This window comes from Bacillus sp. FSL K6-2861, from assembly GCF_038630725.1.
GTDB lineage: Bacteria > Bacillota > Bacilli > Bacillales > Bacillaceae > Bacillus > Bacillus velezensis.
Window position 1 is genome coordinate 622,501 of record NZ_CP152037.1, and the last position, 26,038, is coordinate 648,538.

Below are 26,038 nucleotides of genomic sequence, written 5' to 3' on the forward strand. Positions count from 1 at the left end.
ACGGGATAAGTGCTGAAAGCATCTAAGCATGAAGCCCCCCTCAAGATGAGATTTCCCATTCCGCAAGGAAGTAAGATCCCTGAAAGATGATCAGGTTGATAGGTCTGAGGTGGAAGTGTGGCGACACATGGAGCTGACAGATACTAATCGATCGAGGACTTAACCAATTTGAATGTATGCTTACTGTTATCTAGTTTTGAGAGAACACTCTCAATGGTTTGGTGGCGATAGCGAAGAGGTCACACCCGTTCCCATGCCGAACACGGAAGTTAAGCTCTTCAGCGCCGATGGTAGTCGGGGGTTTCCCCCTGTGAGAGTAGGACGCCGCCAAGCTTTTCTAAAATTTTATCATCGCGGGGTGGAGCAGTTCGGTAGCTCGTCGGGCTCATAACCCGAAGGTCGCAGGTTCAAATCCTGCCCCCGCAACCAAAAAATAAATGGTCCGGTAGTTCAGTTGGTTAGAATGCCTGCCTGTCACGCAGGAGGTCGCGGGTTCGAGTCCCGTCCGGACCGCCATTTTTATTGTAAACGAAACGATCATGTTTTCGTTTTTTTTGTGTTTTCTTTTAAATGCTGGCAGCTTGGTATCTAACCAAGCTTTCTTTTATATCGTTAAAGTCTTGGATATTGAAACATAATCCGATACACTAGAAAGAGCTGTATTTCACAAGAGCGTCAGAAAGGGAGACGGGAGATATATGGATGAGTTTGATTTGATTCACAGTATTACGCCGCATTCGCATTATCATCCTTCCGTCGATGTAGGGATCGGTGATGATGGTGCGGTTTATACAGCATCACCCCATATGCAGCAAATTGTCTGCCTTGATACAATGGTGGAGAATGTCCATTTTAAATTAGAGTATTCCTCTCCTCATGATATCGGTTATAAGGCGCTTGCTGTTAACATTAGTGACGTGGCGGCGATGGGAGGCATTCCGAAGTTTTATTTGGTGTCTCTAGCGGTTCCTTCTTGCTGGCAGAAAGCTGACGTCCAGGCAATGTATGAAGGAATGGCGGAACTGGCGAAACTATATCAAATGGATTTGATCGGGGGAGATACCGTCTCCGCTTCCGGTCAAGCCGTAATTACCGTTACTGTCATCGGAGAAGTTGAGAAGGATTGCGCTTGTCTGCGAAGCTCGGCAAGACCCGGAGATGTTGTGTTTGTTACAGGGGATATCGGTTCGTCCGCAGCAGGACTGTCTCTTTTATTGGGAGAAACACTCCCTTCTGCTTTTCATACGACTGATTATTTTATCCAAAAACATAAACGGCCCGTTCCGAGAGTTCAGGTCGGCCGCTTCTGCTCTCAGCTTCAGCGCGCGGCTCTGAATGATATCAGTGACGGATTGGCCAGTGAGCTGCATGAAATAGCTGAGGCAAGTTCAGTTACGATAGAAATTAAAGAACAACTTCTGCCGGTGCATCCGGATTTGCCTGAGGCAGATTCTGAGTGGAAGAAATGGGTGTTATTCGGCGGTGAAGATTTTGAATTGGTTGGAACGGTTTCTCAGCAAGAGTGGACCTCTCTGCTTGATTACTGCACTCAATCGGGCATTCCGATTGCGAAGATAGGAGCGGTATCTGAACGGAAGGAAGCATGTGTTCTTTTGACAGCTAATGATCAGAGACAAATCGTCCTTGAGAAAAAAGGATACAATCATTTTAAATAAGACGGGTGACTCACTTTGAAGACATTACAATGGAGAACGAAAAACCCCGAAGAAACGAAAGCCGTAGCCAAGCTGGCCGCTTCTTTGGCAAAGCCGGGAGACATTTTGACACTGGAAGGCGACTTAGGCGCGGGAAAAACGACTTTTACAAAGGGTTTTGCCGAAGGACTGGGAATCACGAGAGTGGTAAACAGCCCGACTTTTACAATTATAAAAGAATACCATGACGGTTCGCTTCCTCTATATCATATGGATGTGTATCGTATGGAGGATGAAAGCGAAGACTTAGGGCTTGAAGAATATTTTGAGGGACAAGGCGTCTGTTTAATTGAATGGGCTCATTTAATTCAGGGTCAGCTGCCTGCTGAACGGCTGCAGATCGTCATCACAAGAGCCGGTGATGAGGCAAGGGACATTACCTTTACGGCTTGCGGAACACGGTATGAAACGCTTTGTGAGGAGATAAATAAACATGACAATACTGGCAATTGATACGTCAAATTACACACTGGGTGCCGCGCTCGTTCGTGACAAAACGGTGATGGCGGAGTATATTACATATTTAAAAAAGAATCATTCCGTGCGGGCCATGCCTGCTGTCAATTCATTGCTGAAGGATTGCGGCCTAACACCGCAGGACCTTACGAAAATAGCGGTGGCGAAAGGACCGGGTTCGTACACAGGTGTCAGAATCGGTGTGACGCTGGCAAAAACATTGGCATGGTCGCTGAAGCTTCCGGTTTCCGCTGTCTCGAGTCTGGAGGTGCTGGCGGCTAACGGACGGCACTTTCAAGGACTGATCTGCCCGTTATTTGATGCCCGGCGCGGACAGGTATATACGGGGCTTTATGAATATCAGGACGGCCGATTACAATCCGTTCTTCCAGATCAGAATGTCCTTTTGACTGATTGGCTCGGCATGCTGAAAGAAAAAGCGTCTCCGGTTTTATTTTTAGGGCACGATACAGCCATTCATGAAGAAACCATTCTGCATGAATTGACATCTCAAGCAGTGATTGGAACGGCTGCACAGCATAATCCGCGGCCGTCAGAGCTGGCGTTTTTAGGCTTGGAAAAAGAGGAAGCGGATGTCCACAGCCTTGTTCCGGATTATTTGCGTCTGGCAGAGGCTGAAGCGAAATGGATGGAATCTCAAAAATAGGGTGATAGGGATGAAAACGAAAACGGCGATTCGAAGCATGCGTCCGGAAGATATTGATCAAATTTATGAAATTGAAACAGCATCCTTTACTTCTCCGTGGACGAAGGATTCATTTTATCATGAGCTTTTGGAAAATCCGTATGCCCACTACCTTGTCATTGAAAAGGACGGCTGTCTGGCGGGGTATTGCGGAATCTGGATTATTATAGATGACGCGCAGATTACGAACATAGCCATTAAGCCGGAATATCGGGGCCAATCATTGGGAGAAGCGCTGTTTCGCTCTGCGATAGAATTGTGCAGAGAAAAAAAGGCAAGAAGGCTCTCTCTCGAAGTCAGGGTCTCAAATCATCCCGCCCAATCCTTATATAAAAAACTCGGTCTTCAGGCCGGTGGAATCAGAAAACAATACTATACAGATAACGGGGAAGATGCGTTATTAATGTGGGTGACATTACATGAGTGAAAAACAAGATATTTATGTACTAGGAATCGAAACAAGCTGTGATGAAACAGCGGCCTCAGTCGTAAAAAACGGGAATGAAATTATTTCAAACGTTGTCGCTTCTCAAATTGAAAGCCATAAACGTTTCGGCGGGGTCGTGCCTGAAATAGCGTCCAGACATCATGTGGAGCAGATTACCCTTGTGATTGAGGAAGCTCTTTCAAAAGCGGAGATGGGCTTTGATGATCTTGATGCGATTGCCGTAACGGAAGGACCCGGACTTGTCGGAGCCCTGTTAATCGGAGTCAATGCGGCAAAGGCGTTAAGCTTTGCCCATCAAATACCGCTAGTCGGTGTCCATCACATTGCGGGTCATATTTATGCAAACAGGCTGATAGGAGAGCTTCAATTCCCGGCGCTTGCTTTGGTTGTGTCAGGCGGACATACGGAATTGGTTTATATGAAAGAGCACGGTTCATTCGAGGTTATCGGTGAAACGCTGGATGATGCCGCAGGCGAAGCTTACGATAAAGTGGCAAGAACGATGGGGCTTCCTTATCCGGGAGGGCCGCAGATTGATAAGCTGGCTGCTGTGGGAACGGATTCCATTCCGCTTCCGCGTGCGTGGCTGGAAGAAGGGTCTTACAATTTCAGCTTCAGCGGCCTGAAGTCAGCCGTGATTAACACGCTTCATAACGCCTCGCAAAAAAATGAGGTGATTCCTCCGGAGGATCTTGCCGCAAGCTTTCAGCAGAGTGTCATTGATGTACTGACGGCAAAAACCTCTAAGGCCGCGAAAGAATACGGGGTTAAACAAGTGCTGCTGGCAGGGGGCGTAGCCGCTAACAAAGGGCTGAGAGCCGCACTGCAGCAGGAATTCAGTCATTCGGGAGATCCCGAGCTTATCATCCCGCCGCTTTCTTTATGCACGGACAATGCAGCGATGATTGCGGCTGCCGGAACCGTTGCTTTTGAAAAGGGGATTCGGGGCTCATATGATATGAACGGACAGCCCGGCTTGGAATTAACATCCTTTGATCGTCTCACGTTGTAAAACGTGAGGCTTTTTTTTACTTATTAACAGATAATTCTAACATATCCACAGGATTGTGAATATATCCAGAAATCCAGGCTGGATAAGAGGCTATAAGTTGTTAGTAAAGTGGATAAAGTCAGAAAATTTTGTGGATAGTGTGTATAACACGCTTACTTACATGGCTGACAAGGAGGATAGCTGTGGATAAAAAAGCACCCCTTAAAGAGGTGCTTGACTTTTTCTATTCTTCTGAGGAGAGTTCCTCCCATTCTGCTAATAAGTTTTCGAGCTCTTGATTCAGAGCTTCATTCTCCGCGTGAATGGTCTGTACCTTTTCATGATCCTGATACACGTCAGGATCGCACAGCAGCTCCTCATTGGCGCTGATTTTCTCTTCGGCGGATGAGACGGCTGCTTCAATTTCTTCAATGCGTCTCAGGCGCTGCCGTTCTTTCTTCTTCCATTCTTTTTCTTCCTCGTAAGTTCTTTTCGTATCCTGTTTGACCTTGCCGGCAGGCTGAGCCTGCTCCTTTTCCTGCCGCTTCATTTCTTCCAGTTCCAGCTGCTGGGCTTTTTTCTCGGTGTAATAGTCATAGTCACCCAAATATTCTTCTGCATGATCCGGAGACAGCTCCAGCACCCTTGTGGCGATCCTGTTAATAAAGTAGCGGTCATGCGATACAAATAACAGGGTTCCCGGATAGTCGATCAGGGCGTTTTCCAGCACTTCTTTACTGTCCAGATCAAGGTGGTTTGTCGGTTCATCAAGGATGAGAAAGTTTGCTTTTTGCAGCATCAGCTTGGCAAGCGCGACTCTTGCTTTCTCACCGCCGCTTAGAGAACGGACAGGTTTCAGGACATCGTCTCCGCTGAACAGGAAGTTGCCGAGGCATGTCCTGATCTCTTTTTCCGGCATGTCCGGATATTCATCCCACAGCTCGTCCAGCACGCGTTTGGACGAGGTCAGTTCAGCCTGCTCCTGATCGTAATAGCCGATTGTGACATTGGAACCGTACGTGATCGATCCGGATTCCGGACTGATTGTATTCATAATGGTTTTCAGCAAGGTTGATTTGCCGATTCCGTTCGGTCCGACGAGGGCGGCGCTTTTACCTCTTGTAATGCCGAAGGTCAGGTTTTTCAAGAGCGGAGGCTGGCCGTCATAGCTGATGGAAACATCCTGTACGCGCAGGACGTCGTTTCCGCTCTGTTTTGTAATGTCAAAACGGAAGGCGGCTGATTTTTCATCCCCGAGCGGCTTTGCCATGACGTCCATCCGTTCAAGCTGTTTTCGTCTGCTTTGGGCTCTTTTCGTTGTAGAAGCTCTGGCCAGATTGCGGTCGACAAAATCTTGAAGCTTGGCGATTTCGTCCTGCTGTTTTTCATACAGCTTCAGGTCTTTCTCGTACTGCTCAGCTTTTTGTTCTAAATAGGCGCTGTAGTTGCCGAGATATTTTTTACTTTCTGTCCGTGAGACTTCGTACACTTGGCTGACGACTTTATCAAGAAAGTATCTGTCGTGGGAGACGATCAGAATGGCGCCTGAATATCCCTGTAAATAATGCTCAAGCCATGTAAGCGTATCGATGTCGAGATGGTTCGTCGGTTCATCCAGAATAAGCAGATCAGGCTGGGTCAGCAGCAGTTTTCCGAGCGCAAGTCTTGTTTTCTGGCCGCCGCTCAGGCTTTGCACTTTCACGGAATCGTCAAATTTTCCGAAGCCGAGGCCGTGAAGGATAGATCGGACATCCGCTTCATATTGATAGCCGCCTTTATCCTTGAAATCCTGCTGAAGCCTGTCATAGGTTTTCATCAGCGTCTCAAGCTCCGCGGGGGCGGCCGTGGCCATCTTTTCTTCAATAGAGCGCATTTCTTTTTCCATTGCTTTCAGGAAATCAAAAACGCTCAGCAGTTCTTCTTTTATGGTAAGCTGGGATTCCAAGCCTGTGTGTTGGGCAAGATATCCCATCGTTAATTCTTTCGGTTTGATTAATTCACCCTTTTCATATGAAAGGTGACCTGCGATAATTTTAAGGAGAGTTGATTTGCCGGCTCCGTTTCTGCCTACTATGGCGATGCGATCCCGAGATCTGACTTCAAGCTTTATATTGTTTAAAATAGGATCAGCGCCAAAAGATTTGGATAGCTGATTAATTTGTAAGATCATCATATTATTTCACCTCTGTTATAATAAGTTAAGTGTAGCTTATCAACCTGCTGTCAGCAAACAATACATCAGAATTGGAACATTATAGGATAAGACATCAGGGAGAAAATAGTGTATGATCAGAAGTAAGGAGAGTTTAAATATGAATGGATTTTCTCATTTTAATGAAGAAGGCCGTGCCCGCATGGTGGATATAAGCGATAAATCTTCAACAGTCCGTACTGCCGCTGCGATATCCAGCGTACACATGAAGCATGACGTGTACAGTAGAATCAAAAACCGCGAGATCGGAAAAGGAGACGTGCTGGCTGTCGCACAGGTGGCAGGAATTATGGCCGCAAAGCAGACGTCAGCGATTATCCCGATGTGCCACCCGCTTTCTTTAAGCAGCGTCGACATTTCATTCGGCTGGGAGGAAAAGGATTCCGAAGCCGTTCTTCATATACAGGCAAGCGTAAAAACGAAAGGGAGTACAGGTGTGGAAATGGAAGCGCTAACTTCCGCTTCAGTCTGCGCTTTGACCGTTTATGACATGTGCAAGGCGCTGGATAAAGGAATGGTCATCGGCCCGACCTGCCTCATGGAAAAAACAGGAGGCAAAAACGGTGATTTTAAAAGAGATGCATCTGAGTATAAAGTGGAGGACCAATCATGAACAAGGATCAATCAAAAATTCCACAGGCGACGGCAAAACGGCTGCCGCTTTATTATCGCTTTTTAAAGAATTTACACGCGTCAGGAAAACAGCGCGTTTCATCAGCTGAACTGAGCGACGCGGTAAAAGTCGATTCGGCCACGATCCGCCGGGATTTTTCCTATTTCGGGGCGCTCGGCAAAAAAGGATACGGCTATAATGTGGATTACCTGCTGTCATTTTTCAGAAAAACACTGGATCAGGATGAAACGACGAACGTCATTTTGATCGGTGTCGGGAATTTAGGGACGGCGTTTCTTCACTATAATTTCACAAAAAATAATAACACAAAAATATCTATGGCTTTTGATGTGAATCAGAGTAAAATAGGAACTGAGGTAGGCGGTGTGCCTGTCTTTGATCTTAATGATTTAGAGCTTCACATTAAGGATGAACCCGTGGCGATTCTTACCGTTCCGGCGGTTGCCGCCCAGTCAATCACCGACCGGCTCGTGTCGCTCGGAATCAAGGGAATCCTTAACTTTACGCCGGCCCGTTTGAATGTGCCGGATCACATTCGAATTCATCATATAGATTTAGCTGTAGAGCTTCAATCATTGGTTTATTTCTTAAAGCATTATTCTGTTTTGGAAGAAATTGAATAGCGAAAGGAGGAGCTGCACATGATCGGTCCTGGAAGCCTGGCGGTTATCGGTGTGGTGGCGGTGATTATTTTCGGTCCGAAGAAGCTTCCCGAATTAGGAAAAGCGGCGGGGGACACGCTTCGTGAATTTAAGAACGCTACTAAGGGATTAGCCGGTGAAGAAGAGGAAAAAAAGAAAGAAGAACAGTAAGATAGGATGACGCGTATGAGAGTGAATCAAATGACGCTTGTGGAGCATATTGCCGAACTTCGGAAACGATTGCTGATTGTGGCGTTATCCTTTACGGTTTTCTTTATTGCCGGCTTTTTTCTGGCAAAACCTATCATTGTGTATCTTCAAAAAGCCGATGAAGTAAAAGAGCTCACCCTTAATGCTTTTAACCTGACGGATCCGCTGTTTATCTTTTTGCAGTTCGCGTTTATCATCGGCATCATTTTGACTTCGCCGATTATTCTCTATCAGATTTGGGCGTTTGTCAGCCCGGGCCTGTATGAGAAGGAGCGCAAAGTAACACTCAGCTATATTCCGATTTCGATCGTGCTGTTTGTCGGCGGTGTGTCGTTTTCTTATTATATTTTATTTCCGCTGGTCGTTGATTTTATGAAGCGGGTCTCGAATGACCTCGATGTCAACCAGGTGATCGGGATCACCGAGTACTTTCATTTTCTGCTGCAGCTGACGATTCCGTTCGGACTGCTGTTTCAGATGCCGGTGCTGATCATGTTTTTAACGAGACTCGGTGTTATCACGCCGATGTTTTTATCGAAGATCAGGAAGTACGCGTATTTTGTGCTGCTTGTGATCGCCGCGATGATTGCGCCGCCTGAGCTGCTGTCTCACTTGATGATTACCATTCCGCTTTGCATTTTATATGAGATCAGCATTCTTATCTCAAAAGCGGCGTATCGGAAAAGGCAGACCAGCAGTGAATCCGATCAGGACGTATCAGCATAAAAAAAGCCATTTCTCAATGATGAGAAATGGCTTTTCTTTTATTTTTGATTTTTCTTCACTTTAAATGAGAAAGCGAACATTTTAAACGAGATGCTGATATTATAAGCGGCGAAAACCATCAGCAGTATGGAATAAAAAGACCACATGCTTCCCGGAGAGCTTGCGGCCAAATACGTAAAGATACAGCCGACTGCGAAATAAATCAAGCCCCAAGTCATTGGGTTCCTCATACAAACAATCCTCCAATAATTAATTGCATTTGCTCACTATGCTGTTCAATATATTTTTGGGCGGGGCCGAGCTGCATGACCACGACAATGGTATTCATCATGACATGGGCGAATATCGGCACAATAATCCGTTTCGTCTGCACATACAAGAACGCAAAGGTAAAGCCCATGGCCGTATACAGCAGCAGGTGCGTGAGGTCTTGATGCACAATGCCGAAAATGACGGAACTGATCAGTCCGGCGATAAAGAAATTCGTTTTTTCATATAATACACCGAAAATGATCTTCCGGAAAATGATTTCTTCAAGAATCGGCCCGACGATAGAAGAAACGATAATCATGAGCGGCATGGCTTTAATAATGTTAAGAATGGCTTTCGTGTTTTCGGAACCGCTGCCCACATGAAAGACATACTGCTCAATCATCCCGGCGATTCCCTGAGAAAATAAAGCGAGCCATATTCCCGCGACCGCCCAGAGAATGGACATGCCGGCGGATGCTTTCTTCCCGTTTCTTAATGTCTGCTTCGGCGCGGTTCTCAAAATCAAGAGAACGATAATCAGGCAGATAAAAAAGCTTACGACGGAATAAATCCCCTGAGCCATGGTGAGGTTCGCATTCGTAGGGTGTCCGCCCGCATAGCCGAATTTGTACATTAAAGGAATGCCGATCAATGCGGAAAGCTGCATGATAACATATGTCAAAATGATATACCAATACTGTTTTCTCAAATGATATGTACTCCTTTATCCTATAAAATCAACTTATTTGTTCTTATTGTAACACAAGTGAACTTGACGTGAAAAAAGGAGAAAATCAGTGTGAGAGAGAATCATGTAAGCGTGAAAATTTTTTATTCTTATGACTTGAAATTGGAAGTGAGATTCTTTATTATAATAACTGTGTTAGCACTCTTTAGAGCTGAGTGCTAAAATTACATATTCATACTATTGAGGAGGTTATTACATTGTTAAAGCCATTAGGTGATCGCGTTGTCATTGAACTCGTAGAATCTGAAGAAAAAACTGCCAGCGGAATCGTATTACCGGATTCTGCAAAAGAAAAGCCGCAAGAAGGCAAAATCGTGGCAGCCGGTTCAGGTCGCGTGTTGGAAAGCGGAGAGCGCGTTGCTTTAGAAGTAAAAGAGGGCGACCGCATTATCTTCTCAAAATACGCCGGTACTGAAGTGAAATACGAAGGTACTGAATACTTAATCTTACGTGAAAGCGACATTTTAGCTGTAATCGGCTAAGCAAATAAATATTTTTAAAAATTCGAGGAGGTTTCGTTAACATGGCAAAAGATATTAAGTTTAGTGAAGAAGCACGCCGCGCTATGCTTCGCGGTGTCGATGCGCTTGCTGACGCTGTAAAAGTAACTTTAGGGCCAAAAGGACGCAACGTGGTTCTGGAGAAAAAATTCGGTTCTCCGTTAATTACAAATGACGGTGTGACAATCGCAAAAGAAATTGAACTTGAAGATGCGTTTGAAAACATGGGTGCGAAGCTTGTAGCTGAAGTAGCCAGCAAAACAAACGACGTTGCCGGTGACGGTACGACGACTGCGACTGTACTTGCGCAGGCTATGATCCGCGAAGGCTTGAAAAACGTAACTGCGGGAGCTAACCCTGTCGGTGTGCGTAAAGGTATGGAACAAGCCGTGACTGTAGCAATCGAAAACTTAAAAGAAATTTCTAAGCCGATCGAAGGCAAAGAGTCTATCGCTCAGGTTGCTGCGATCTCTGCTGCTGATGAGGAAGTCGGAAGCCTTATCGCTGAAGCAATGGAGCGCGTAGGAAACGACGGCGTCATCACAATCGAAGAGTCTAAAGGATTCACAACTGAGCTTGAAGTTGTTGAAGGTATGCAATTCGACCGCGGATATGCGTCTCCTTACATGGTGACTGACTCTGATAAGATGGAAGCGGTTCTTGACAATCCTTACATCTTAATCACAGACAAAAAAATCACAAACATTCAAGAAATCCTTCCTGTGCTTGAGCAAGTTGTACAGCAAGGCAAACCATTGCTTCTGATCGCTGAAGATGTTGAAGGTGAAGCTCTTGCTACACTCGTTGTCAACAAACTTCGCGGCACATTCAACGCTGTTGCCGTTAAAGCTCCTGGCTTCGGTGACCGCCGTAAAGCAATGCTTGAAGACATCTCTGTTCTTACAGGCGGAGAAGTAATCACAGAAGACTTAGGCCTTGACCTGAAATCTACTGAAATCGGACAATTGGGACGCGCTTCTAAAGTTGTGGTAACGAAAGAAAACACAACAATCGTAGAAGGCGCCGGCGACACTGAAAAAATCGCTGCACGCGTCAACCAAATCCGCGCTCAAGTGGAAGAAACAACTTCTGAATTCGACAGAGAAAAATTACAAGAGCGTCTTGCGAAACTTGCCGGCGGCGTAGCTGTCATCAAAGTCGGCGCTGCGACTGAAACTGAGCTGAAAGAGCGCAAACTTCGCATCGAAGACGCACTCAACTCAACTCGCGCAGCTGTTGAAGAAGGCATCGTATCCGGCGGCGGTACAGCGCTAGTCAACGTATACAACAAAGTCGCTGCAGTGGAAGCTGAAGGCGATGCGCAAACAGGTATCAACATCGTGCTTCGCGCGCTTGAAGAGCCGATCCGTCAAATCGCACACAATGCAGGTCTTGAAGGATCTGTCATCGTTGAGCGCCTGAAAAACGAAAAAATCGGCGTAGGTTTCAACGCTGCAACTGGCGAATGGGTAAACATGATCGAAAAAGGAATCGTTGACCCGACAAAAGTCACACGTTCAGCCCTGCAAAACGCAGCTTCTGTAGCAGCAATGCTCTTAACAACTGAAGCGGTTGTCGCTGACAAACCGGAAGAAAATGCCGGCGGCGCAGGAATGCCTGACATGGGCGGCATGGGCGGTATGGGTGGCATGATGTAATTAAACGGCGAAAACCCTTGATATAACAAGGGTTTGACCGTTTTTCATCACCCCAATCAGCCGAAAAAATAGCAAAAAGATAACATTCATTGAGGATGCTTCCAAAAGTCTGCTGGGACTTTGTGTGAGGCATCCTCTTTCATAATTCAAATTTAATATATCGGGAACTTTTGTTTTTTATTGGCTAAAAAAGAAAGGCCCTGTTAAGGGCCTTTCTTTAAGCTGCTGTTGTTGTCGTTTTATCTTTTCTGACAAGTCCCATGATACCTGGAATAATAAGAAGAACAGCAGGCAGTAAATAGAACATTGATATACAAATTACTCCGCCAATTCCTGAGATAAGAAGCAATACTCCTCCGACTTTAGGTTTCTTCTTAACTACTACCGAAGCGACAATACCCAAAATTGATAAGACAACAGCTCCCCAGCCTAAACCAATGATTTCGCTTGTACCGCTTGAATTAAAAGAGGCATCAAGTCCACCAATAATCAATGCCATGATCGCTCCAATAAAACCAAAAATTCCACCCAATAATCCTAAAACAAATTCAGTTGTTCTTTTCATTATTAAACTCTCCCTTACTTAACTGGTACTGTAATTGATACAGCTTTATTTTTCATGAAGTCTATGTGACAACATATCCAAGGTTCAATTTAATTTCTTTTGACTTTATCAACATCATTTTTTTCATCTGAATAGAGAATTCAAATACGCCTTTTTGTTTTATTCCGCCTTGGACTTCTCCATCAGTTAAGAACATGTTTGCAGCTAATTGCCAATAACGGCATTTCCTTGGTCAGGATAAAAGGTCAGGTTTTTGTCAGTTGTATTTTTGATGTATATTCCGACGTTTACCTTGTCTCTCATGATCTTTATATCGCCCAGCTTAACTCATGCCCAGTGCTTCAGCATATTGTTTGCTTGTATCGACTTTTTTAGAACAGTCATCTTAGTCTCTCAAGCTTTTTTATTTTTTGAATCACTATCCCTGTGAGACATCATTTGTCGAGCTACTACAAGCCGCTAAAAACTAAGGATAGTACTAAAGACATGAATAAAAAGAGTTGCTTTTTCACCTAAAACCCCCAGTTTATATAATATAATACCTATATATAATCGGCTATAATCAATTAAATTTCAAGGGGATATTACCACTTTTTCTAAAAAATTCTTAGCGGAAGAAATTAAGCTATAAAATATCACTTGAAATATCAAAGTTGGAAATCATTCAACTTACTGCTAGCTTTAAACATTAAAGACCACATACAGTTTGACATCCTATTAAGTTTTAGTGTAGCCCTAGTACTGGTTTTATCATTTTGACGGATTTGTTATCCCATCACTGCTAAACATTGATTCAAAAATATTTATTAAAAACTAATTTTTCATGATGTTAGGAGGAATAATGCCAATAAACAGCAAAAACCCTTGTTATATCAAGGGTTGGATATTTGATTTCCATCTAAATTGCTCATGCATTCTAGCAAAAAAGACCTTATCAGTTGAGTAAACTGATAAGGCCTTATTTATAAATAAGGTGTGAGGGAGTTATCTAAGACGGAACTCACACTTTCCTAACTACAATGTGACTTCATCATTTCCTTCAAGCACCATTCTCAGCTGCTCCACCTCACCCCGAATCCCAATCCCAGGCTCCCACGAATCAATCAAACGCATCGCCTTCTGATTCGATTCCATCGCTTTCTTATTTTCTCCTTTACGATACAACAGCTGTGCCATTCCGTAATAGTAATAGATCAACTCAACTTGATTGGCGTTGTGTTTGTCATAGAGCATTTGTTCAAAGGCTTTTTCCGCTTTTTCGAGCTGATCACACTTCACGTAAGCCATGCCGAGGTTGAAATAGGCTTCTATCGTTTTTTCGCCGCCGTATGCGGCGCTGGTTTTGTTTGCCGCTTCGTATAATATGATGGCTTCTTCGTAGTGAGAGCGGGCGAAACTCAGGTCGCCGCGAACCAGAAGAACTCTGTGGCGGATAATGGGGGAGACGGGCTGATCTTTGATTCCGTCCAGCATTGCTGCCGCTTTGTCCGGTTCTCCGATTTTTAACAGCAGCCTCGATTGCAGGGCGGTTCCCCATACTTTCAAGTCGTCGTGATCCGGTGCGCCTGATTGTTCGAGTATTTTCAGGCCGGCTTCTATTTGCCTGAGAGCTCCGTCTGAATCGTTGACTTCCATCAGCGCCCACCCTGCCGTGTCGATCCGAAAGTAAGCTTCCCGCGTGTGTTCGCCTGATTGACGGGCGGCATCGGCGGCTTTTAATCCGTATTCGATTCGCAGAGGCAGGTTGATTCTGCTTAGAAAATGGCTGGTGCGGATGATGAGTTTAATCAGAATGTCATGTTGTCCGGTTTCGCCCGACCATTCGATGACCTTTAGGATGTTCGGCCATTCCTTTTTCATTTGCTCTAAATTCCGTCCCAGCAAGTAGCTCCAATAGACGGAATTGGGCTGTTCCCGCTTTATATGGGTTTCCGCATAATCAATATAATAATGCGCCCAGCGGCTGCGGGCTTCTTTTGCAAATTCGTGATTTTCGGATAAGTGCTGTTCTCCGTAAGCGACAACGGTTTGATGGGCTGCATATTTAATACTTCCTTCGCTTCGTTCCGGCTGTATTAAAGCATATGACCTCATTTGCTCAATCGCGTAATGACACCGCCGGACGTCTAATCCGGCCGCTTGAGCCAAGCTTTTCTCATCAGGGGGCTTAGCGAAAAAGCAAAGCGTCTGCCATAGTTTTCGTGTGTCTTCATGACATCTGCCCCATGTGCGGCCAAAGAGAACCTCAAACAATTCCAATAATGAGTAGCCCGCTTGTTTAAGTTCTTGAATGAGCTGGGGAGCGGGGATGTCGTCGTCTGACATGTATGCAATGCTCAGTGCCATGGCCTTCGGGTTGCCGGCGGCTGCCGAGATGAATTCATTTTTAAGGTCAGGCGATAGCTCCAACAGCTGCTCCAGCTTTTCCCGTTTTTGCGGGAGGTTGCATGTTTGCAGACAGCGGTTCACTTCTTGATGAAAAAAATCAAGGGCATCCGTTTGTTCAAGGCCGCTCAGCTGGATGGCCGCCAGTTCCCCGAAGCCGTCCCGGTAAGTCTGTTTTACGTTTTCCCGTGCCGTAAGGAGGACCTTTACGCCTTGCGGAAGGCCGATGATAAATTCGTGAATGTCACGTTCCGCTGTATCAATGCTGTCAACGATCAGCAATACCGGTTTTTCGTTTGAATGAGCGGCTAATGCATTGCGGACGATGAACCGTTTTTCGTTGATGGATTTGTCGATTTGTTCTGTGCGTCCGAGCTGATAGGCGATTGTGTTTAAAAAATCGCTGAAGCTCAATCCTTTCCAGTCCGCGCTGATCCAGATGATGCTGTTGAATGCCGGCCAATCTGGTGAACCGCCGGCACAAAGGTAGGCTGCTTCAAGAGCGATTGTTGTTTTTCCCATGCCGGCCCAGCCGGTGAGTAAACAGACCGGTGACGGAGACAGCATCCATTGCCGGATCGCCTCTATATCAAAGTCGCGGCCGATAAAGTTTCCCGTCCGGCGTGACGGTAAGTTATGCGTGACGGAGTTTCTTGTAAGCGCATTCGTTTCGTGGCTTGGTCTGTCATGAAACAGCCGCTTTACTGCTTTTTCAACATCGTCATCACTCGGCGCTCCGAATGATCCGTCTTTCCGGAGTATTTTTGCTTTTTTTAGACAAGACGCCGTCCAAACGGGCAATGCGGGTTTGATGACGGGAATGGTGGTGGTTTCCAGAAGATCGGTCAGCCATTCAGAATCCATATCAGTCTTTTCTATAATGATCCAGATCATGCCGAACAGCTTTCCGTCGTCAATTCGTCCGGGAATGTAGTTTGCGCCCATCTGTCCGATCCAGCTTTTGATCGTGTTAGAGGAAACGCCTAATCGGAGTGCGATTTGATCTATATAAGACTGTCCTGCTTTTTCGTTCTTTTTCCTTCTGACTTTATAATCAGGATGAAGTTTCAGCGATTTGACGGCAGGTGCCAGCAGTTCTGCAAAATGTGTCCGGTTTTCAAGTTCAGCCATTAGCCTGCACCTCCTATTAGTACTATTTTATCAATTCAGTGTTTTTTGTATATGAAAAAATAAAAAGTACAGTGCGGCTGTCCTTTTATACAGCAGGAAAGGCTGCTGAATGTATGGAAAAGCAGATAAAATAGGGGCAGTAACAGAGAAAACAAAAATGTATGCACTTACATTTCAAAGCAGAGAAAGGATTTTGCCAAATGACTCACACAGTGCCTCAAAACATGAAAGCGGCGGTTATGCACAACACGAGAGAAATCAAAATCGAAACATTGCCCGTGCCTGAAATCAATCATGATGAAGTGTTGATTAAGGTGATGGCTGTCGGAATTTGCGGATCTGATCTGCATTACTATACAAATGGCAGAATAGGCAATTATGTAGTGGAAAAACCATTTATCCTCGGTCATGAATGTGCGGGAGAAATTGCCGCCGTCGGATCGTCTGTCGATCAATTCAAGGTGGGAGACCGTGTCGCCGTCGAACCCGGTGTCACATGCGGACGCTGTGAGGCGTGTAAGGAGGGGCGTTATAACCTTTGCCCGGATGTACAGTTTTTGGCGACACCGCCGGTTGACGGCGCGTTTGTCCAATATATCAAAATGCGCCAGGACTTTGTTTTCTCGATTCCGGATTCACTATCCTATGAAGATGCGGCTTTGATTGAACCGTTTTCTGTCGGCATTCATGCGGCCGCGAGAACGAAGCTTCAGCCCGGTTCAACAGTTGCGATCATGGGAATGGGTCCTGTGGGGCTGATGGCCGTTGCGGCAGCGAAAGCATACGGGGCAGGCACAATCATTGTGACCGACTTGGAGCCGCTGCGGCTAGATGCCGCGAAAAAAATGGGCGCAACGCATGTCATCAATGTCCGGGAACAGGATGCCGGTGAAGAAATCAAAACGATCACGAATGGCAGAGGCGTTGATGCTGCCTGGGAAACAGCGGGGAATCCGGCGGCATTGCAATCCGCACTGGCTTCCGTGCGCCGGGGCGGAAAACTGGCGATTGTCGGTTTGCCTTCTCAGAACGAGATTCCGCTCAATGTGCCGTTTATTGCAGATAACGAGATTGATATATACGGAATCTTCCGTTATGCGAATACGTATCCGAAGGGAATTGAATTTCTCGCTTCCGGCATAGTGGACACGAAGCATCTTGTAACGGACCAATATCCGTTGGAGCAGACGCAAGAGGCGATGGAACGGGCCTTTCAATACAAAAATGAATGCTTAAAAGTGATGGTGTATCCAAATCGCTGAGTGAACGGGGAGGATCTTTGCATTCTCCCTCTTGCTTATCAAAAATGAAAACGGATTCTTGGGGTGGGAAATGATGATTGAAACAGAAAAAGCAGCGGCAGTAAAGACGAAATATCGCGGCCTGTCCTGGATGGAACGGATCGGCTACGGATTCGGCGATATGTCGTACAATATTATCTTTCAGTTTGTAAACGCATACTTATTATTCTACTATACAGACGTCGGCGGCATTAAGCCTGCGGTCATCGCAGCTTTGTTTCTTATCGTAAGGGTGCTGGACGCTGTTTTTGACCCGATTATGGGCGTGATTTTAGACAAGACGAATACAAGATGGGGAAAGGCAAGGCCGTATCTTTTGTGGGTGGCGTTTCCTTTTGCGCTATTTACGTTCTTATGCTTCACGACCCCTCATTTCGGCGAGACGGGGAATATGGTTTATGCGTACATCACTTATATTCTGCTTGGGATGTCCTTCAGCATGCAGACGATTCCGGTCAACAGCTTAACGGGGCGGATGACGAATTCCGTGGAGGAACGGACGGTTCTGACGACGACCCGGATGATTTTGGTTTATATCGGAATCCTGTTATCGATTTCCTGTGCGACACCGCTTGCGGACGCCATCGGCGGGAAAGATCAGGCGTTTGGATTTCAGATGACGGCGCTCATCTATGCGGCTGTCAGCATCGTTTTGAATCTATTTAGTTTCTTTACTGTACGGGAGCGGATTCAGCCTGAAAAAAGAAAAAAACAAGGAATGAAAAAGACGTTGTCTGTTTTGTTCCGAAACAAGCCTTTGCTCATTTTGGTTTCTGCATTTTTGGCGTTTGCGATTGGGTTTAACATTAAGCTCAGCACGATGGTGTACTATTTTACGTATAACGTCAGCCATAAGGAATTTGTGTTTTTAGGAACCGTGTTGTTTTTCGGCGCGGCGCTGATCAGCAATCTGTTTATTCCTTTCTTTTCTGAGAAGCGGGGCCGGAAGCAGGTTATGATCATCACGGCGGCGCTATCGCTGATTTCTTATGCGGGCCTTCAGTTTACATCGTATTCTTCGCTGCCGCTTATTTTCTTTTGGCTTTTCGTTTCGGGATTTTTTACGACGCCTTTAAATACGCTTGCTTGGGGAATGGTTGCCGATTGTGTCGATTATGCGGAATGGAAAACCGGAGTCCGGGCTGATGGCGTGGTGATTTCGAGCATGAGTTTCATCAATAAGCTCGGAGTTGCGTTAGCCGGGTCATTTTCGGCCGTTTATCTCGGAATCGCCGGATATGCCGCGAATACCGATCAGACGGCCTCGTCATTGAATGCGATTAAAAATATGAATGCGCTCATCCCGGGATTGTTCATTCTGCTGTCTATTATTCTTATTTCTTTTTATCCTTTAACTGAAAAAAAATATCAGCAGATGATGTCTGATCTGGAGCAAAGGGCTGCCAGATAAGTATACGTAAAATTTAAAATATTCTATGTAAACGGTTGTATTTATGACAGAAAGCACTATACTGAAACTATAATCGAGAATTGACAAATGAGTGTGATAATGTGGGAAGCCAATCTGTTATTTGTATTGGAGAGTTGTTAATTGATTTCTTTTGTACCGATGTGGATGTTGATTTGACGGAAGGGCGCAATTTCTTAAAAAGTGCCGGCGGCGCACCGGCGAATGTGTCGGCAGCGATTGCTAAGCTGGGCGGAGACGCGGCTTTCAGCGGAAAAACAGGCAAAGATCCGTTCGGGTATTTTCTGAAGCAGACATTGGACGCCGCACATGTCGATACCTCTATGCTCGTCATGGATGAGAAAGCGCCTACAACGCTTGCGTTTGTTTCATTAAAACAAAATGGGGAGCGCGACTTTGTGTTTAACAGAGGAGCGGACGCTTTGTTAACGCTGGATGATATTGATCTGGAAAAGGTAAACGATGCGAAAATCCTTCATTTCGGATCAGCGACGGCATTGTTATCTGATCCGTTTTGCTCAGCCTATTTACGGCTGATGTCGATTGCGAAAGACAATGGACAGTTTATTTCCTTCGATCCTAACTACCGTGAGGATTTATGGAAAGGAAGAGTTTCAGAGTTTATAAACACCGCAAAAAAAGCCGTTGCCGTAAGTGATTTTGTGAAAGTCAGTGACGAAGAGCTTGAGATCATCAGCGGTGCGAAGGATCATAAAGAAGGTGTTGCGGTTCTTCATGAGCTCGGGGCCGGCATTGTTGCGGTGACACTCGGGAAAAGCGGTACCCTTCTTTCAAATGGGAAGGATATTGACATCATTCCGAGCATTCCGGTGACATCAATAGACTCAACGGGAGCGGGAGATGCGTTTGTCGGCGCGGCGCTGTATCAGCTGGCGCGCACGGATGAGATTCAGACGGCAGCCGAAGATTCTGCGAAGCTGCGTGATATTGTCTCATTTGCCAATAAGGTGGGGGCGCTCGTGTGCACTAAAATCGGTGCGATTGATGCTTTGCCGAGCTTAAAAGAGGTTGGAGTGACTCTGTAAAATATCGAGGATGCTTCTTGAAAGTCATCGGACTTCGGGAAGCATCCTCTTTATTTAGGTCTGAAACCCTTTTCGATATACGGTATACTTTAGAAAAGCATCCAGTAAATTGAACCGATGTGAAGTACATACAATCACGTTTTTATCAGTTCTGAGTAAAACCAAGTTTCTGCTGCTGCCGTCATGTATAGTGTGACGGCCCATGATATTGAACCGCGGAGGAATGTTTTTCATGAAACATGTTTTTCTTATTGTGCAATGCGCGTTTTCTGTTTTTTGTTTTCTCTGTCTCGCCGCTGTGAATTGGTATCAGGGGAGTGAGCTTGTTTCTGATTCGTTTGATTGGAATGATACGGCGAAATTTTCAAAGCTTTTGAATGGGACGGATACGATTACAAGTCCTGAACAGATTTCGCAGCTTGATTTCTTTGTGTATGCTGCGAAACATTATCCGTTAATAAGCGGGTTGATGATCGGGCTGTTTGTTTATTTTTTGTTCTCACTGTATCTGGTCATAAAGAATTTCCGCCGGCACAAATGGGCTGGATGAGACTATTTTCATATAAAAATACATAAATTCATGAGAAAATGAAACTTTTTTCGAAAAAAACAGTATAGATAACTATGAACTTGTTACTATTTAATTTTGGGAGGAAAATGAAAAATGAGTATTTTAGGAAGATTTAAAGACATCATGTCAAGCAATATCAATGCGCTGCTGGATAAAGCTGAAAACCCTGAAAAAATGGTTGATCAATATTTGCGGAATCTGAACAGTGATTTAGGAAAAGTGAAAGCGGAGACGGCTTCTGTCATGGCTGAGGAACAGCGGGCGAAAAGAGCGTTAACAGAATGCCAGGCTGATGCCGAAAAGATGGAAAGTTATGCGATGAAAGCGTTGCAGGCCGGCAATGAAGCCGATGCGCGGACATTTTTGGAAAGGAAAGCGGCTGTTGAATCAAGACTGACTGAGCTGCAGACGGCTTATCAGCTCGCTTCTTCCAACGCGTCTCAAATGCGCAAAATGCATGACAAGCTTGTCGCTGATATCGGAGAGCTTGAGTCGCGCCGAAATGCCATCAAAGCGAAGTGGTCTGTGGCAAAAACGCAGGAGAGAATGAACAAATTGGGGTCCTCTGTGTCAAATGCGGGCCAATCGATGACAGCTTTCGGCAGAATGGAAGACAAGGTCAACCAAGCGCTTGATCATGCCAATGCGATGGCTGAGCTGAACGCGTCTCCGAAAGACGATATTGACGAGCTGACGGCTAAATATGACAGCAATCAAAGCAGTGTCGATGATGAATTGGCGGCGCTTAAGCAGAAAATGCTTTTCAGTAAAGATCAATAGACAGCGGGCTGCAGCTTTGTCCGATATAAAGAGAAAGTGAGAGAAACAGAATGATCATTTCTTATAAATGCCCGAACTGCGGCGATGATATGGTCTTTGACAGTTCATCCGGCATGCTGACATGTCACAGCTGCGGGCGGCAGGATCAGATTGAAAGCCTGCCAAAGGAGTATATAACGACGAGATTTTCCGAAAATGAGGCGAACGAGTACCGCTGTGAAAATTGCGGCGCGGTATTAATGACTGAGGCGGAAACGACGGCCACGACGTGCGGGTTTTGCGGAGGAGCCGCCGTTCTCGCCGACCGATTATCGGGAAATCTCGCGCCTTCGATGGTGATCCCTTTTACGATCAGCAAGGAAGAAGCCATGAGCGCTTTTAAAAAGTGGTGCCGAAACGGCCGGCTGACACCGAAAGGATTTATGTCTGCCGATCGGGTGAAGAGCATAACGGGCATGTACGTGCCGTTTTGGATGTTTGATTTAAACAGCAAGGTTCAGGTCAATGCCGTTTGTACGAGAGTGCATCACTATGAAGATGGAGAATACCGGGTGACGGAGACCGAGTATTACAACGCGTACCGCGATATCAATCTTGATTATCTCAAAATTCCGGTCGACGCTTCAGAAAAAATGAATGATGAATTAATGGACAAATTGGAGCCTTACTCATACAGTGAGCTGAAGGAGTTTAATACGGCCTATTTAGCGGGATATATTGCGGAAAAGTACAATTATACCGATGACGATCTCTTTCCGCGGGCGAAGGATAAAATCAGCCATTATATTGATTCTTATATCAGATCCACCTTCTCCGGATATACGACGGCTGACATTACGGATGAGCAGATTCAGACCGATAAAATCAGCAGCTTTTACGTACTGCTTCCGGTCTGGATGGTCAGCTACGACTATGAGCGGGCTGAGCACATTTTTGCGATGAACGGGCAGACGGGCAAGGTTGTCGGCAAACCGCCGATCAGTGCCGGAAAAGTGGCCGCGTGGTTCGGCGGCATAACCGCCGGTGCGTTTTTAGCATTAAGACTCGTCTCACTTATGATAGGAGGCGGTTTTTGATGAAAGTATCGATAAAAAAAGCGTGTCTCTTCTGCTTCGTCCTTTTTCTGATGCTGTCTTTTGGTTTACATACATCGGCGTCTGCCGCGGAACAGAAGCAATATGTTTATGACAATGCTCATTTATTAACGAAGGATGAAACGAAGAAACTTGAGGAATTGGCCGGGAAGCTCGGGGCAAAGCGCCATACCGATTTTATCATTCTTACCGCAAACGGAACGGGCGGTAAGGACATCGAGCAGTACGCCGGTGATTTTTATGACAGTCATTTTAGCGAAAGCACGGCGATATTGACTATTGATATGAAGGATCGGGAAGTATTTCTCTCCGGATATAAAAAGGCGGAGACGTATTTGAACAGCAGCCGGCTGAATACGATCAGAAATACGATCTCGTCAGATATTTCCGCAGGCCATTATGAAAAGGCGTTTCAGACCTACATCAAGATGGCTTATAAAGATATGGGGAAAAGCCCGGACGACAAGTCTGACAATCTGCTGCTCACATGGTGGTTTCAGCTCATTCTTGCCGCAGCCGCGGCCGGCATCGCCGTCACCGTGATGGTGTACAATTCCGGCGGCAAGGTCACCGTCACCGGCAGCACGTATATGGACCACGATACGTCTGAAGTGCTGAGCCAGCACGACACATATATCCGAACCGACGTTACAAGGGAAAAAAAGCCTGATAAAGATAATGACAATGACGGCGGAGTCACGAGGGGCGGCACGAGTTACAGCGGAAGCAAGGGAAGTTTTTAAATTATATGTAAAGGATTTGAGCATACATGGGTTTTTTCAGAAATCAGTTAGCAAATGTGGTGGAATGGGAAGAATTCAGAGATGACATGGTTTTCTATAAATGGAACAACCGTGAAATTAAAAAAGGCAGCCGTCTGATCATCCGGCCGGGACAGGATGCCATCTTTTTATACAACGGGAAGATTGAAGGGATTTTCCGTGATGACGGCGATTATGATATCGAATCAGAAATCATTCCGTTTCTATCTACACTAAAAGGGTTTAAGTTTGGCTTTAACAGCGGCATGCGGGCTGAAGTGCTGTTTGTGAATACGAAGGAGTTCACCGTGAAGTGGGGCACAAAAAACGCTATCAACATTCCGGCGGCAGGTATGCCGGGCGGTATGCCGATCCGCGCAAACGGCACATTTAACTTCAAGGTCATTGACTACATCGGATTGATTGATAAGATTGCGGGTGTCAAAGACAGCTATTTAGTGGAGGACATTAAAATCCGGATTACGTCTATTCTCGATCAGCTTTTGATGAAATGGATCACCAGAGAAGGAAAAGACATGTTCAATCTGCAGTCGAATTCCTTTGAAATCGGAAAAGGGATTCAAGAAGATCTTGATATGCAGCTGATCGGAGACGGCATGTCGATTACGGGCTTCAATATTATGAGCTTTAACTATCCGCAGGAAGTTCAGGATATGATTACGAAAAACGCTTCTTACGGCATGGTGGGCGATGTGAACCGCTATCAGCAGATTTCCATGACGGACGGAATGTCATCCGGCCAAATGAGCGGAAGCGGCGCCGCCTCAGACATGGCAGGCATGATGATGGGAATGAATGCGGCAAATCAAATGATGAACCAAATGAACCAAAATCAGCAGAACCAGCCGCAGCAAAATCAAAGTCAGCAGAATCAGGGGACGGCACCGGCGAACGGCTCGGAAGGAGCGGCTAAGCCGAAATTCTGTCCGAACTGCGGAACGAAAACGGAAGGCGCGAATTTTTGCCCGAATTGCGGACAGAAGCTTGCGTGACGATATACGAAAAAGAGGCCTTTTTTGGGCCTCTTTTTTTGTCATGATTTCATTGTTTGAACGATGAGGGATGTCAGCGCTTTTGATCCCTCAGGTATGAGATGGACGCCGTCCGGTGTGAAGTATTCAGGGTGCTGCAATGCTTTTGCGTGCCAATCGACAAGCGTCACATTTTTCCGTGACTCGGCCTGCCGGCGCAATGACTCGTTTACTTTGCTTTCCCACTGCCGCGGCACACGTGTGTTGACAAGATAGATATCGGCTTTTGAAAAGGAGCTGATCAGTGATTCAATTTGGCTGTTTGTGAAATAGCCGTTCGTCCCTAACTCGATGATGACCGCTTTGTTCGGCTGATTAAATGACGCATATTCCGAAGTAAGCTGGAGTGCTTGAGAGACTTGTCTTCCTACCTTTCCGTCGATGGTGACATGAGGGAGGGACTGCCGCAGGTATGACGCAATGTCCAGCATCACCGAGTCACCGATAGCCAGCACGTCTTGCTGAGGCTGTGTTTGTTTTGGATCAGCCGTTTTTTGAGATGACCGTTCCTTTTTCTCTTCGTTTTTCTTTGTATTTGATTTGTCTGTTGGTTCTTTCTTGTTTGTGTCTGACGCGGTGTCTGTTTTTTCGCCGCTGTGTTTTTTCTTGCTGTCATCTTCTTTTGCAGGCTGATCGTGATCGGCCGTTTCTTGCTGATCATTTTGCGCGTACGTCCATTGCGGCTGTTTTTTCTCTTCGGCTATTCCTGACAGCCCGCCCGCAAATACGAGAATGGCGGCAAGAATGAGGCCGAGCGACATTCTGCTGATGACAGAGGACGTCTTCCATTCCAAAAAGCGGTTCAGAAACACGCGGCGTAAAAATGGCCGGAAGCCCGCAGTGCGGATCGGCTGTTCAATGAAATGGTAAGATAGCTCGGCAAGAATGAAAGTGGCGCCGATTCTGACGGCGCAGTGCCAATAAACCGGATTTCCGATTTCCTGCACGGGTGTGCTCAGTACGATAACCGGGTAATGCCAAAGATAGATTCCGTATGATCTCGTTCCGATCCAGCGAAGCGGCTTCCATGAAAGAACATGTCCCAAAAAGCTGCTCGGATGGCATAAACATGCGACAAGAACCGCTGCGGTGATACTGATCAAAAGCATGCCGCCCTTGTACAAGAAGGGTTCATATTCATCCGTGTAAAAGACGCAAAGCAGCAGCGCGGCAAAAGCCGCAAGCTCCGTCCCGTGAAGCAGGTGTTTCATGCTGCTCGGCAGCCGTTTGGAAGATAATCGTTTCATCGGCCACACTAAAGCTAAAGCGCAGCCGATCAGCAATTCAAATGAGCGGGTATCCGTCCCGTAATAAACGCGGCTCGGATCTCCGCCGGGCACATACATCATACTCATTACGACTGCCGAACATAACGCGAGGAACATGACCGCGGCCGCAAGCCGGGCCCGTGTTTTACATATGTACATTCCCGCAAGCAGCAGGAAGGGCCATATGATATAAAACTGTTCTTCAATCGCCAGCGACCAAAGGTTTTTTAATGGCGAAGGGGAGCCGAAGCTGTCGAAATAAGAAAGCTGATGAAAGATAAACCACCAATTGCTTATGTAAAAAAGTGAGGAGACCGCATCCCCGCGTACGGTATGCAGGAGCTCGCTGTTAAACAATACGACCCAAATGACCGTCGTGATAATCATGAGATAAGCCGCCGGCAGAAGCCGCCTGATCCGGCGCACCCAAAAATCACGCAAATCAAGGGTGATGGCATTGCCTTGGGCAGGCAATATAATAGATGTAATTAAATAACCCGATAAAACAAAAAAGATATCAACACCAATGAAACCGCCGTCGGCCCAGTTAAAATTCAGATGATATGCGATAACTGCGAGGACGGCAAAGGCGCGAAGTCCATCCAGTCCGGGAATATAGCGGTGATGCAGTGACTTGTCTGACATGGTATTCCTCCAATAATGTGTGCGGAAATTCTCGCTGTTTTGCGGATGGCTATGGCAGATTTCTGTACAGTCTTCCATTTGTTCCGTTAATTAGACGCATTCGGAAGGGGATT

General features: G+C 46.0%; 25 protein-coding genes, 2 tRNA genes and 2 rRNA genes (1 of these 29 cut by a window edge). 23 read left to right on the top strand and 6 right to left on the bottom strand.

Features of this window, described 5'->3' with window-relative positions:
• From NYE62_RS03095 to tsaD, 9 genes are all read left to right on the top strand, one after another.
• A 23S ribosomal RNA gene (locus NYE62_RS03095) occupies positions 1 to 167 on the top strand; it begins 2,763 nt to the left of the window's first position.
• A gap of 50 nt (positions 168 to 217) precedes the next feature.
• Positions 218 to 333 (top strand): 5S ribosomal RNA (gene rrf / locus NYE62_RS03100).
• Positions 334 to 352: 19 nt separating this feature from the next.
• Positions 353 to 429, top strand: a tRNA-Met gene (locus NYE62_RS03105).
• Between the two features lie 10 nt (positions 430 to 439).
• Positions 440 to 516: transfer RNA gene (locus NYE62_RS03110), tRNA-Asp, on the top strand.
• Positions 517 to 698: 182 nt separating this feature from the next.
• Positions 699 to 1,676, top strand: coding sequence for a thiamine-phosphate kinase (gene thiL, locus NYE62_RS03115; RefSeq protein WP_342497224.1), 978 nt, complete (start codon positions 699 to 701; stop codon positions 1,674 to 1,676).
• 15 nt (positions 1,677 to 1,691) lie between these two features.
• Positions 1,692 to 2,168, top strand: coding sequence for a tRNA (adenosine(37)-N6)-threonylcarbamoyltransferase complex ATPase subunit type 1 TsaE (gene tsaE / locus NYE62_RS03120; protein ID WP_325085229.1), 477 nt, complete (start codon positions 1,692 to 1,694; stop codon positions 2,166 to 2,168).
• Positions 2,149 to 2,838, top strand: a complete 690-nt coding sequence (gene tsaB / locus NYE62_RS03125; RefSeq protein ID WP_007408854.1) for a tRNA (adenosine(37)-N6)-threonylcarbamoyltransferase complex dimerization subunit type 1 TsaB — start codon at positions 2,149 to 2,151, stop codon at positions 2,836 to 2,838. Before tsaE ends, tsaB begins: the two co-directional genes overlap by 20 nt.
• Before the next feature lie 10 nt (positions 2,839 to 2,848).
• Positions 2,849 to 3,304: a ribosomal protein S18-alanine N-acetyltransferase gene (gene rimI, locus NYE62_RS03130; RefSeq protein ID WP_209387945.1), complete on the top strand. Its 456-nt coding sequence runs from the start codon at positions 2,849 to 2,851 to the stop codon at positions 3,302 to 3,304.
• On the top strand, positions 3,297 to 4,337 hold the full coding sequence (tsaD, locus tag NYE62_RS03135; RefSeq protein WP_007408855.1) for a tRNA (adenosine(37)-N6)-threonylcarbamoyltransferase complex transferase subunit TsaD: 1,041 nt from the start codon (positions 3,297 to 3,299) through the stop codon (positions 4,335 to 4,337). Before rimI ends, tsaD begins: the two co-directional genes overlap by 8 nt.
• Before the next feature lie 223 nt (positions 4,338 to 4,560).
• On the opposite strand, the gene NYE62_RS03140 is transcribed toward tsaD, so the two are convergent.
• Positions 4,561 to 6,489 carry an ABC-F family ATP-binding cassette domain-containing protein gene (locus tag NYE62_RS03140; protein WP_342497225.1) on the bottom strand — a complete coding sequence of 643 codons (1,929 nt, stop codon included), beginning with the start codon at positions 6,487 to 6,489 and terminating at the stop codon, positions 4,561 to 4,563.
• Positions 6,490 to 6,628: 139 nt separating this feature from the next.
• Here NYE62_RS03140 and moaC point away from each other — a divergent pair, with 139 nt between their 5' ends.
• From moaC to tatC, 4 genes are read left to right on the top strand one after another with little or no spacing between them, the layout of a single operon-like run.
• The gene (gene moaC / locus NYE62_RS03145; protein ID WP_003155986.1) at positions 6,629 to 7,141 is read left to right on the top strand and encodes a cyclic pyranopterin monophosphate synthase MoaC; all 513 of its coding nucleotides are present in this window, start codon (positions 6,629 to 6,631) and stop codon (positions 7,139 to 7,141) included.
• Positions 7,138 to 7,785, top strand: coding sequence for a redox-sensing transcriptional repressor Rex (locus tag NYE62_RS03150; protein WP_003155984.1), 648 nt, complete (start codon positions 7,138 to 7,140; stop codon positions 7,783 to 7,785). The genes moaC and NYE62_RS03150 overlap by 4 nt, the downstream gene beginning before the upstream one ends.
• A gap of 18 nt (positions 7,786 to 7,803) precedes the next feature.
• A complete protein-coding gene (locus tag NYE62_RS03155; RefSeq protein ID WP_003155981.1) occupies positions 7,804 to 7,974 on the top strand; it encodes a twin-arginine translocase TatA/TatE family subunit in 171 nt (56 codons plus the stop codon).
• A gap of 6 nt (positions 7,975 to 7,980) precedes the next feature.
• Positions 7,981 to 8,739, top strand: a complete 759-nt coding sequence (gene tatC, locus NYE62_RS03160; protein ID WP_094032596.1) for a twin-arginine translocase subunit TatC — start codon at positions 7,981 to 7,983, stop codon at positions 8,737 to 8,739.
• A gap of 38 nt (positions 8,740 to 8,777) precedes the next feature.
• Here tatC and NYE62_RS03165 read toward each other — a convergent pair whose 3' ends face one another.
• Together NYE62_RS03165 and NYE62_RS03170 are read right to left on the bottom strand one after the other, a co-directional pair.
• Positions 8,778 to 8,969, bottom strand: a complete 192-nt coding sequence (locus NYE62_RS03165; protein WP_003155975.1) for a YdiK family protein — start codon at positions 8,967 to 8,969, stop codon at positions 8,778 to 8,780.
• Complete coding sequence (locus NYE62_RS03170; protein ID WP_060674399.1) at positions 8,966 to 9,700, bottom strand: type II CAAX endopeptidase family protein; 735 nt, start codon at positions 9,698 to 9,700, stop codon at positions 8,966 to 8,968. The genes NYE62_RS03165 and NYE62_RS03170 overlap by 4 nt, the downstream gene beginning before the upstream one ends.
• Positions 9,701 to 9,936: 236 nt before the next feature.
• On the opposite strand from NYE62_RS03170, the gene groES reads away from it, so the two are divergent.
• Both groES and groL read left to right on the top strand, forming a co-directional pair.
• Positions 9,937 to 10,221: a co-chaperone GroES gene (groES, locus tag NYE62_RS03175; protein ID WP_003155970.1), complete on the top strand. Its 285-nt coding sequence runs from the start codon at positions 9,937 to 9,939 to the stop codon at positions 10,219 to 10,221.
• Positions 10,222 to 10,262: 41 nt separating this feature from the next.
• Complete coding sequence (gene groL, locus NYE62_RS03180) at positions 10,263 to 11,897, top strand: chaperonin GroEL (RefSeq protein ID WP_003155941.1); 1,635 nt, start codon at positions 10,263 to 10,265, stop codon at positions 11,895 to 11,897.
• Positions 11,898 to 12,114: 217 nt separating this feature from the next.
• Here groL and NYE62_RS03185 read toward each other — a convergent pair whose 3' ends face one another.
• A complete protein-coding gene (locus tag NYE62_RS03185) occupies positions 12,115 to 12,462 on the bottom strand; it encodes a DUF4064 domain-containing protein (protein ID WP_014417068.1) in 348 nt (115 codons plus the stop codon).
• Between the two features lie 1,014 nt (positions 12,463 to 13,476).
• Positions 13,477 to 15,978: an NB-ARC domain-containing protein gene (locus tag NYE62_RS03190; protein ID WP_342497226.1), complete on the bottom strand. Its 2,502-nt coding sequence runs from the start codon at positions 15,976 to 15,978 to the stop codon at positions 13,477 to 13,479.
• 200 nt (positions 15,979 to 16,178) lie between these two features.
• Between NYE62_RS03190 and gutB the strand changes: the two genes are divergently transcribed.
• The 8 genes from gutB to NYE62_RS03230 all read left to right on the top strand — a co-directional run bounded on the left by gutB (position 16,179) and on the right by NYE62_RS03230 (position 23,973).
• The gene (gene gutB, locus NYE62_RS03195; protein ID WP_342497227.1) at positions 16,179 to 17,240 is read left to right on the top strand and encodes a sorbitol dehydrogenase; all 1,062 of its coding nucleotides are present in this window, start codon (positions 16,179 to 16,181) and stop codon (positions 17,238 to 17,240) included.
• Positions 17,241 to 17,313: 73 nt separating this feature from the next.
• The gene (locus NYE62_RS03200) at positions 17,314 to 18,690 is read left to right on the top strand and encodes an MFS transporter (RefSeq protein WP_031378835.1); all 1,377 of its coding nucleotides are present in this window, start codon (positions 17,314 to 17,316) and stop codon (positions 18,688 to 18,690) included.
• A gap of 101 nt (positions 18,691 to 18,791) precedes the next feature.
• On the top strand, positions 18,792 to 19,754 hold the full coding sequence (locus NYE62_RS03205) for a carbohydrate kinase (protein ID WP_342497228.1): 963 nt from the start codon (positions 18,792 to 18,794) through the stop codon (positions 19,752 to 19,754).
• Positions 19,755 to 19,986: 232 nt separating this feature from the next.
• A complete protein-coding gene (locus NYE62_RS03210; RefSeq protein ID WP_342497229.1) occupies positions 19,987 to 20,304 on the top strand; it encodes a YjdJ family protein in 318 nt (105 codons plus the stop codon).
• Positions 20,305 to 20,418: 114 nt separating this feature from the next.
• Positions 20,419 to 21,105 carry a PspA/IM30 family protein gene (locus NYE62_RS03215; protein ID WP_138091797.1) on the top strand — a complete coding sequence of 229 codons (687 nt, stop codon included), beginning with the start codon at positions 20,419 to 20,421 and terminating at the stop codon, positions 21,103 to 21,105.
• 50 nt (positions 21,106 to 21,155) lie between these two features.
• Positions 21,156 to 22,181, top strand: coding sequence for a TFIIB-type zinc ribbon-containing protein (locus NYE62_RS03220; protein WP_047935395.1), 1,026 nt, complete (start codon positions 21,156 to 21,158; stop codon positions 22,179 to 22,181).
• A complete protein-coding gene (locus tag NYE62_RS03225) occupies positions 22,181 to 22,942 on the top strand; it encodes a TPM domain-containing protein (protein WP_342497230.1) in 762 nt (253 codons plus the stop codon). The genes NYE62_RS03220 and NYE62_RS03225 overlap by 1 nt, the downstream gene beginning before the upstream one ends.
• 26 nt (positions 22,943 to 22,968) lie before the next feature.
• Positions 22,969 to 23,973, top strand: coding sequence for an SPFH domain-containing protein (locus NYE62_RS03230; RefSeq protein ID WP_342497231.1), 1,005 nt, complete (start codon positions 22,969 to 22,971; stop codon positions 23,971 to 23,973).
• Positions 23,974 to 24,014: 41 nt separating this feature from the next.
• Here the strand turns inward: NYE62_RS03230 and NYE62_RS03235 are convergent, their stop codons facing one another.
• A complete protein-coding gene (locus NYE62_RS03235) occupies positions 24,015 to 25,925 on the bottom strand; it encodes an acyltransferase family protein (protein WP_039252506.1) in 1,911 nt (636 codons plus the stop codon).
• Positions 25,926 to 26,038: the final 113 nt, after the last annotated feature.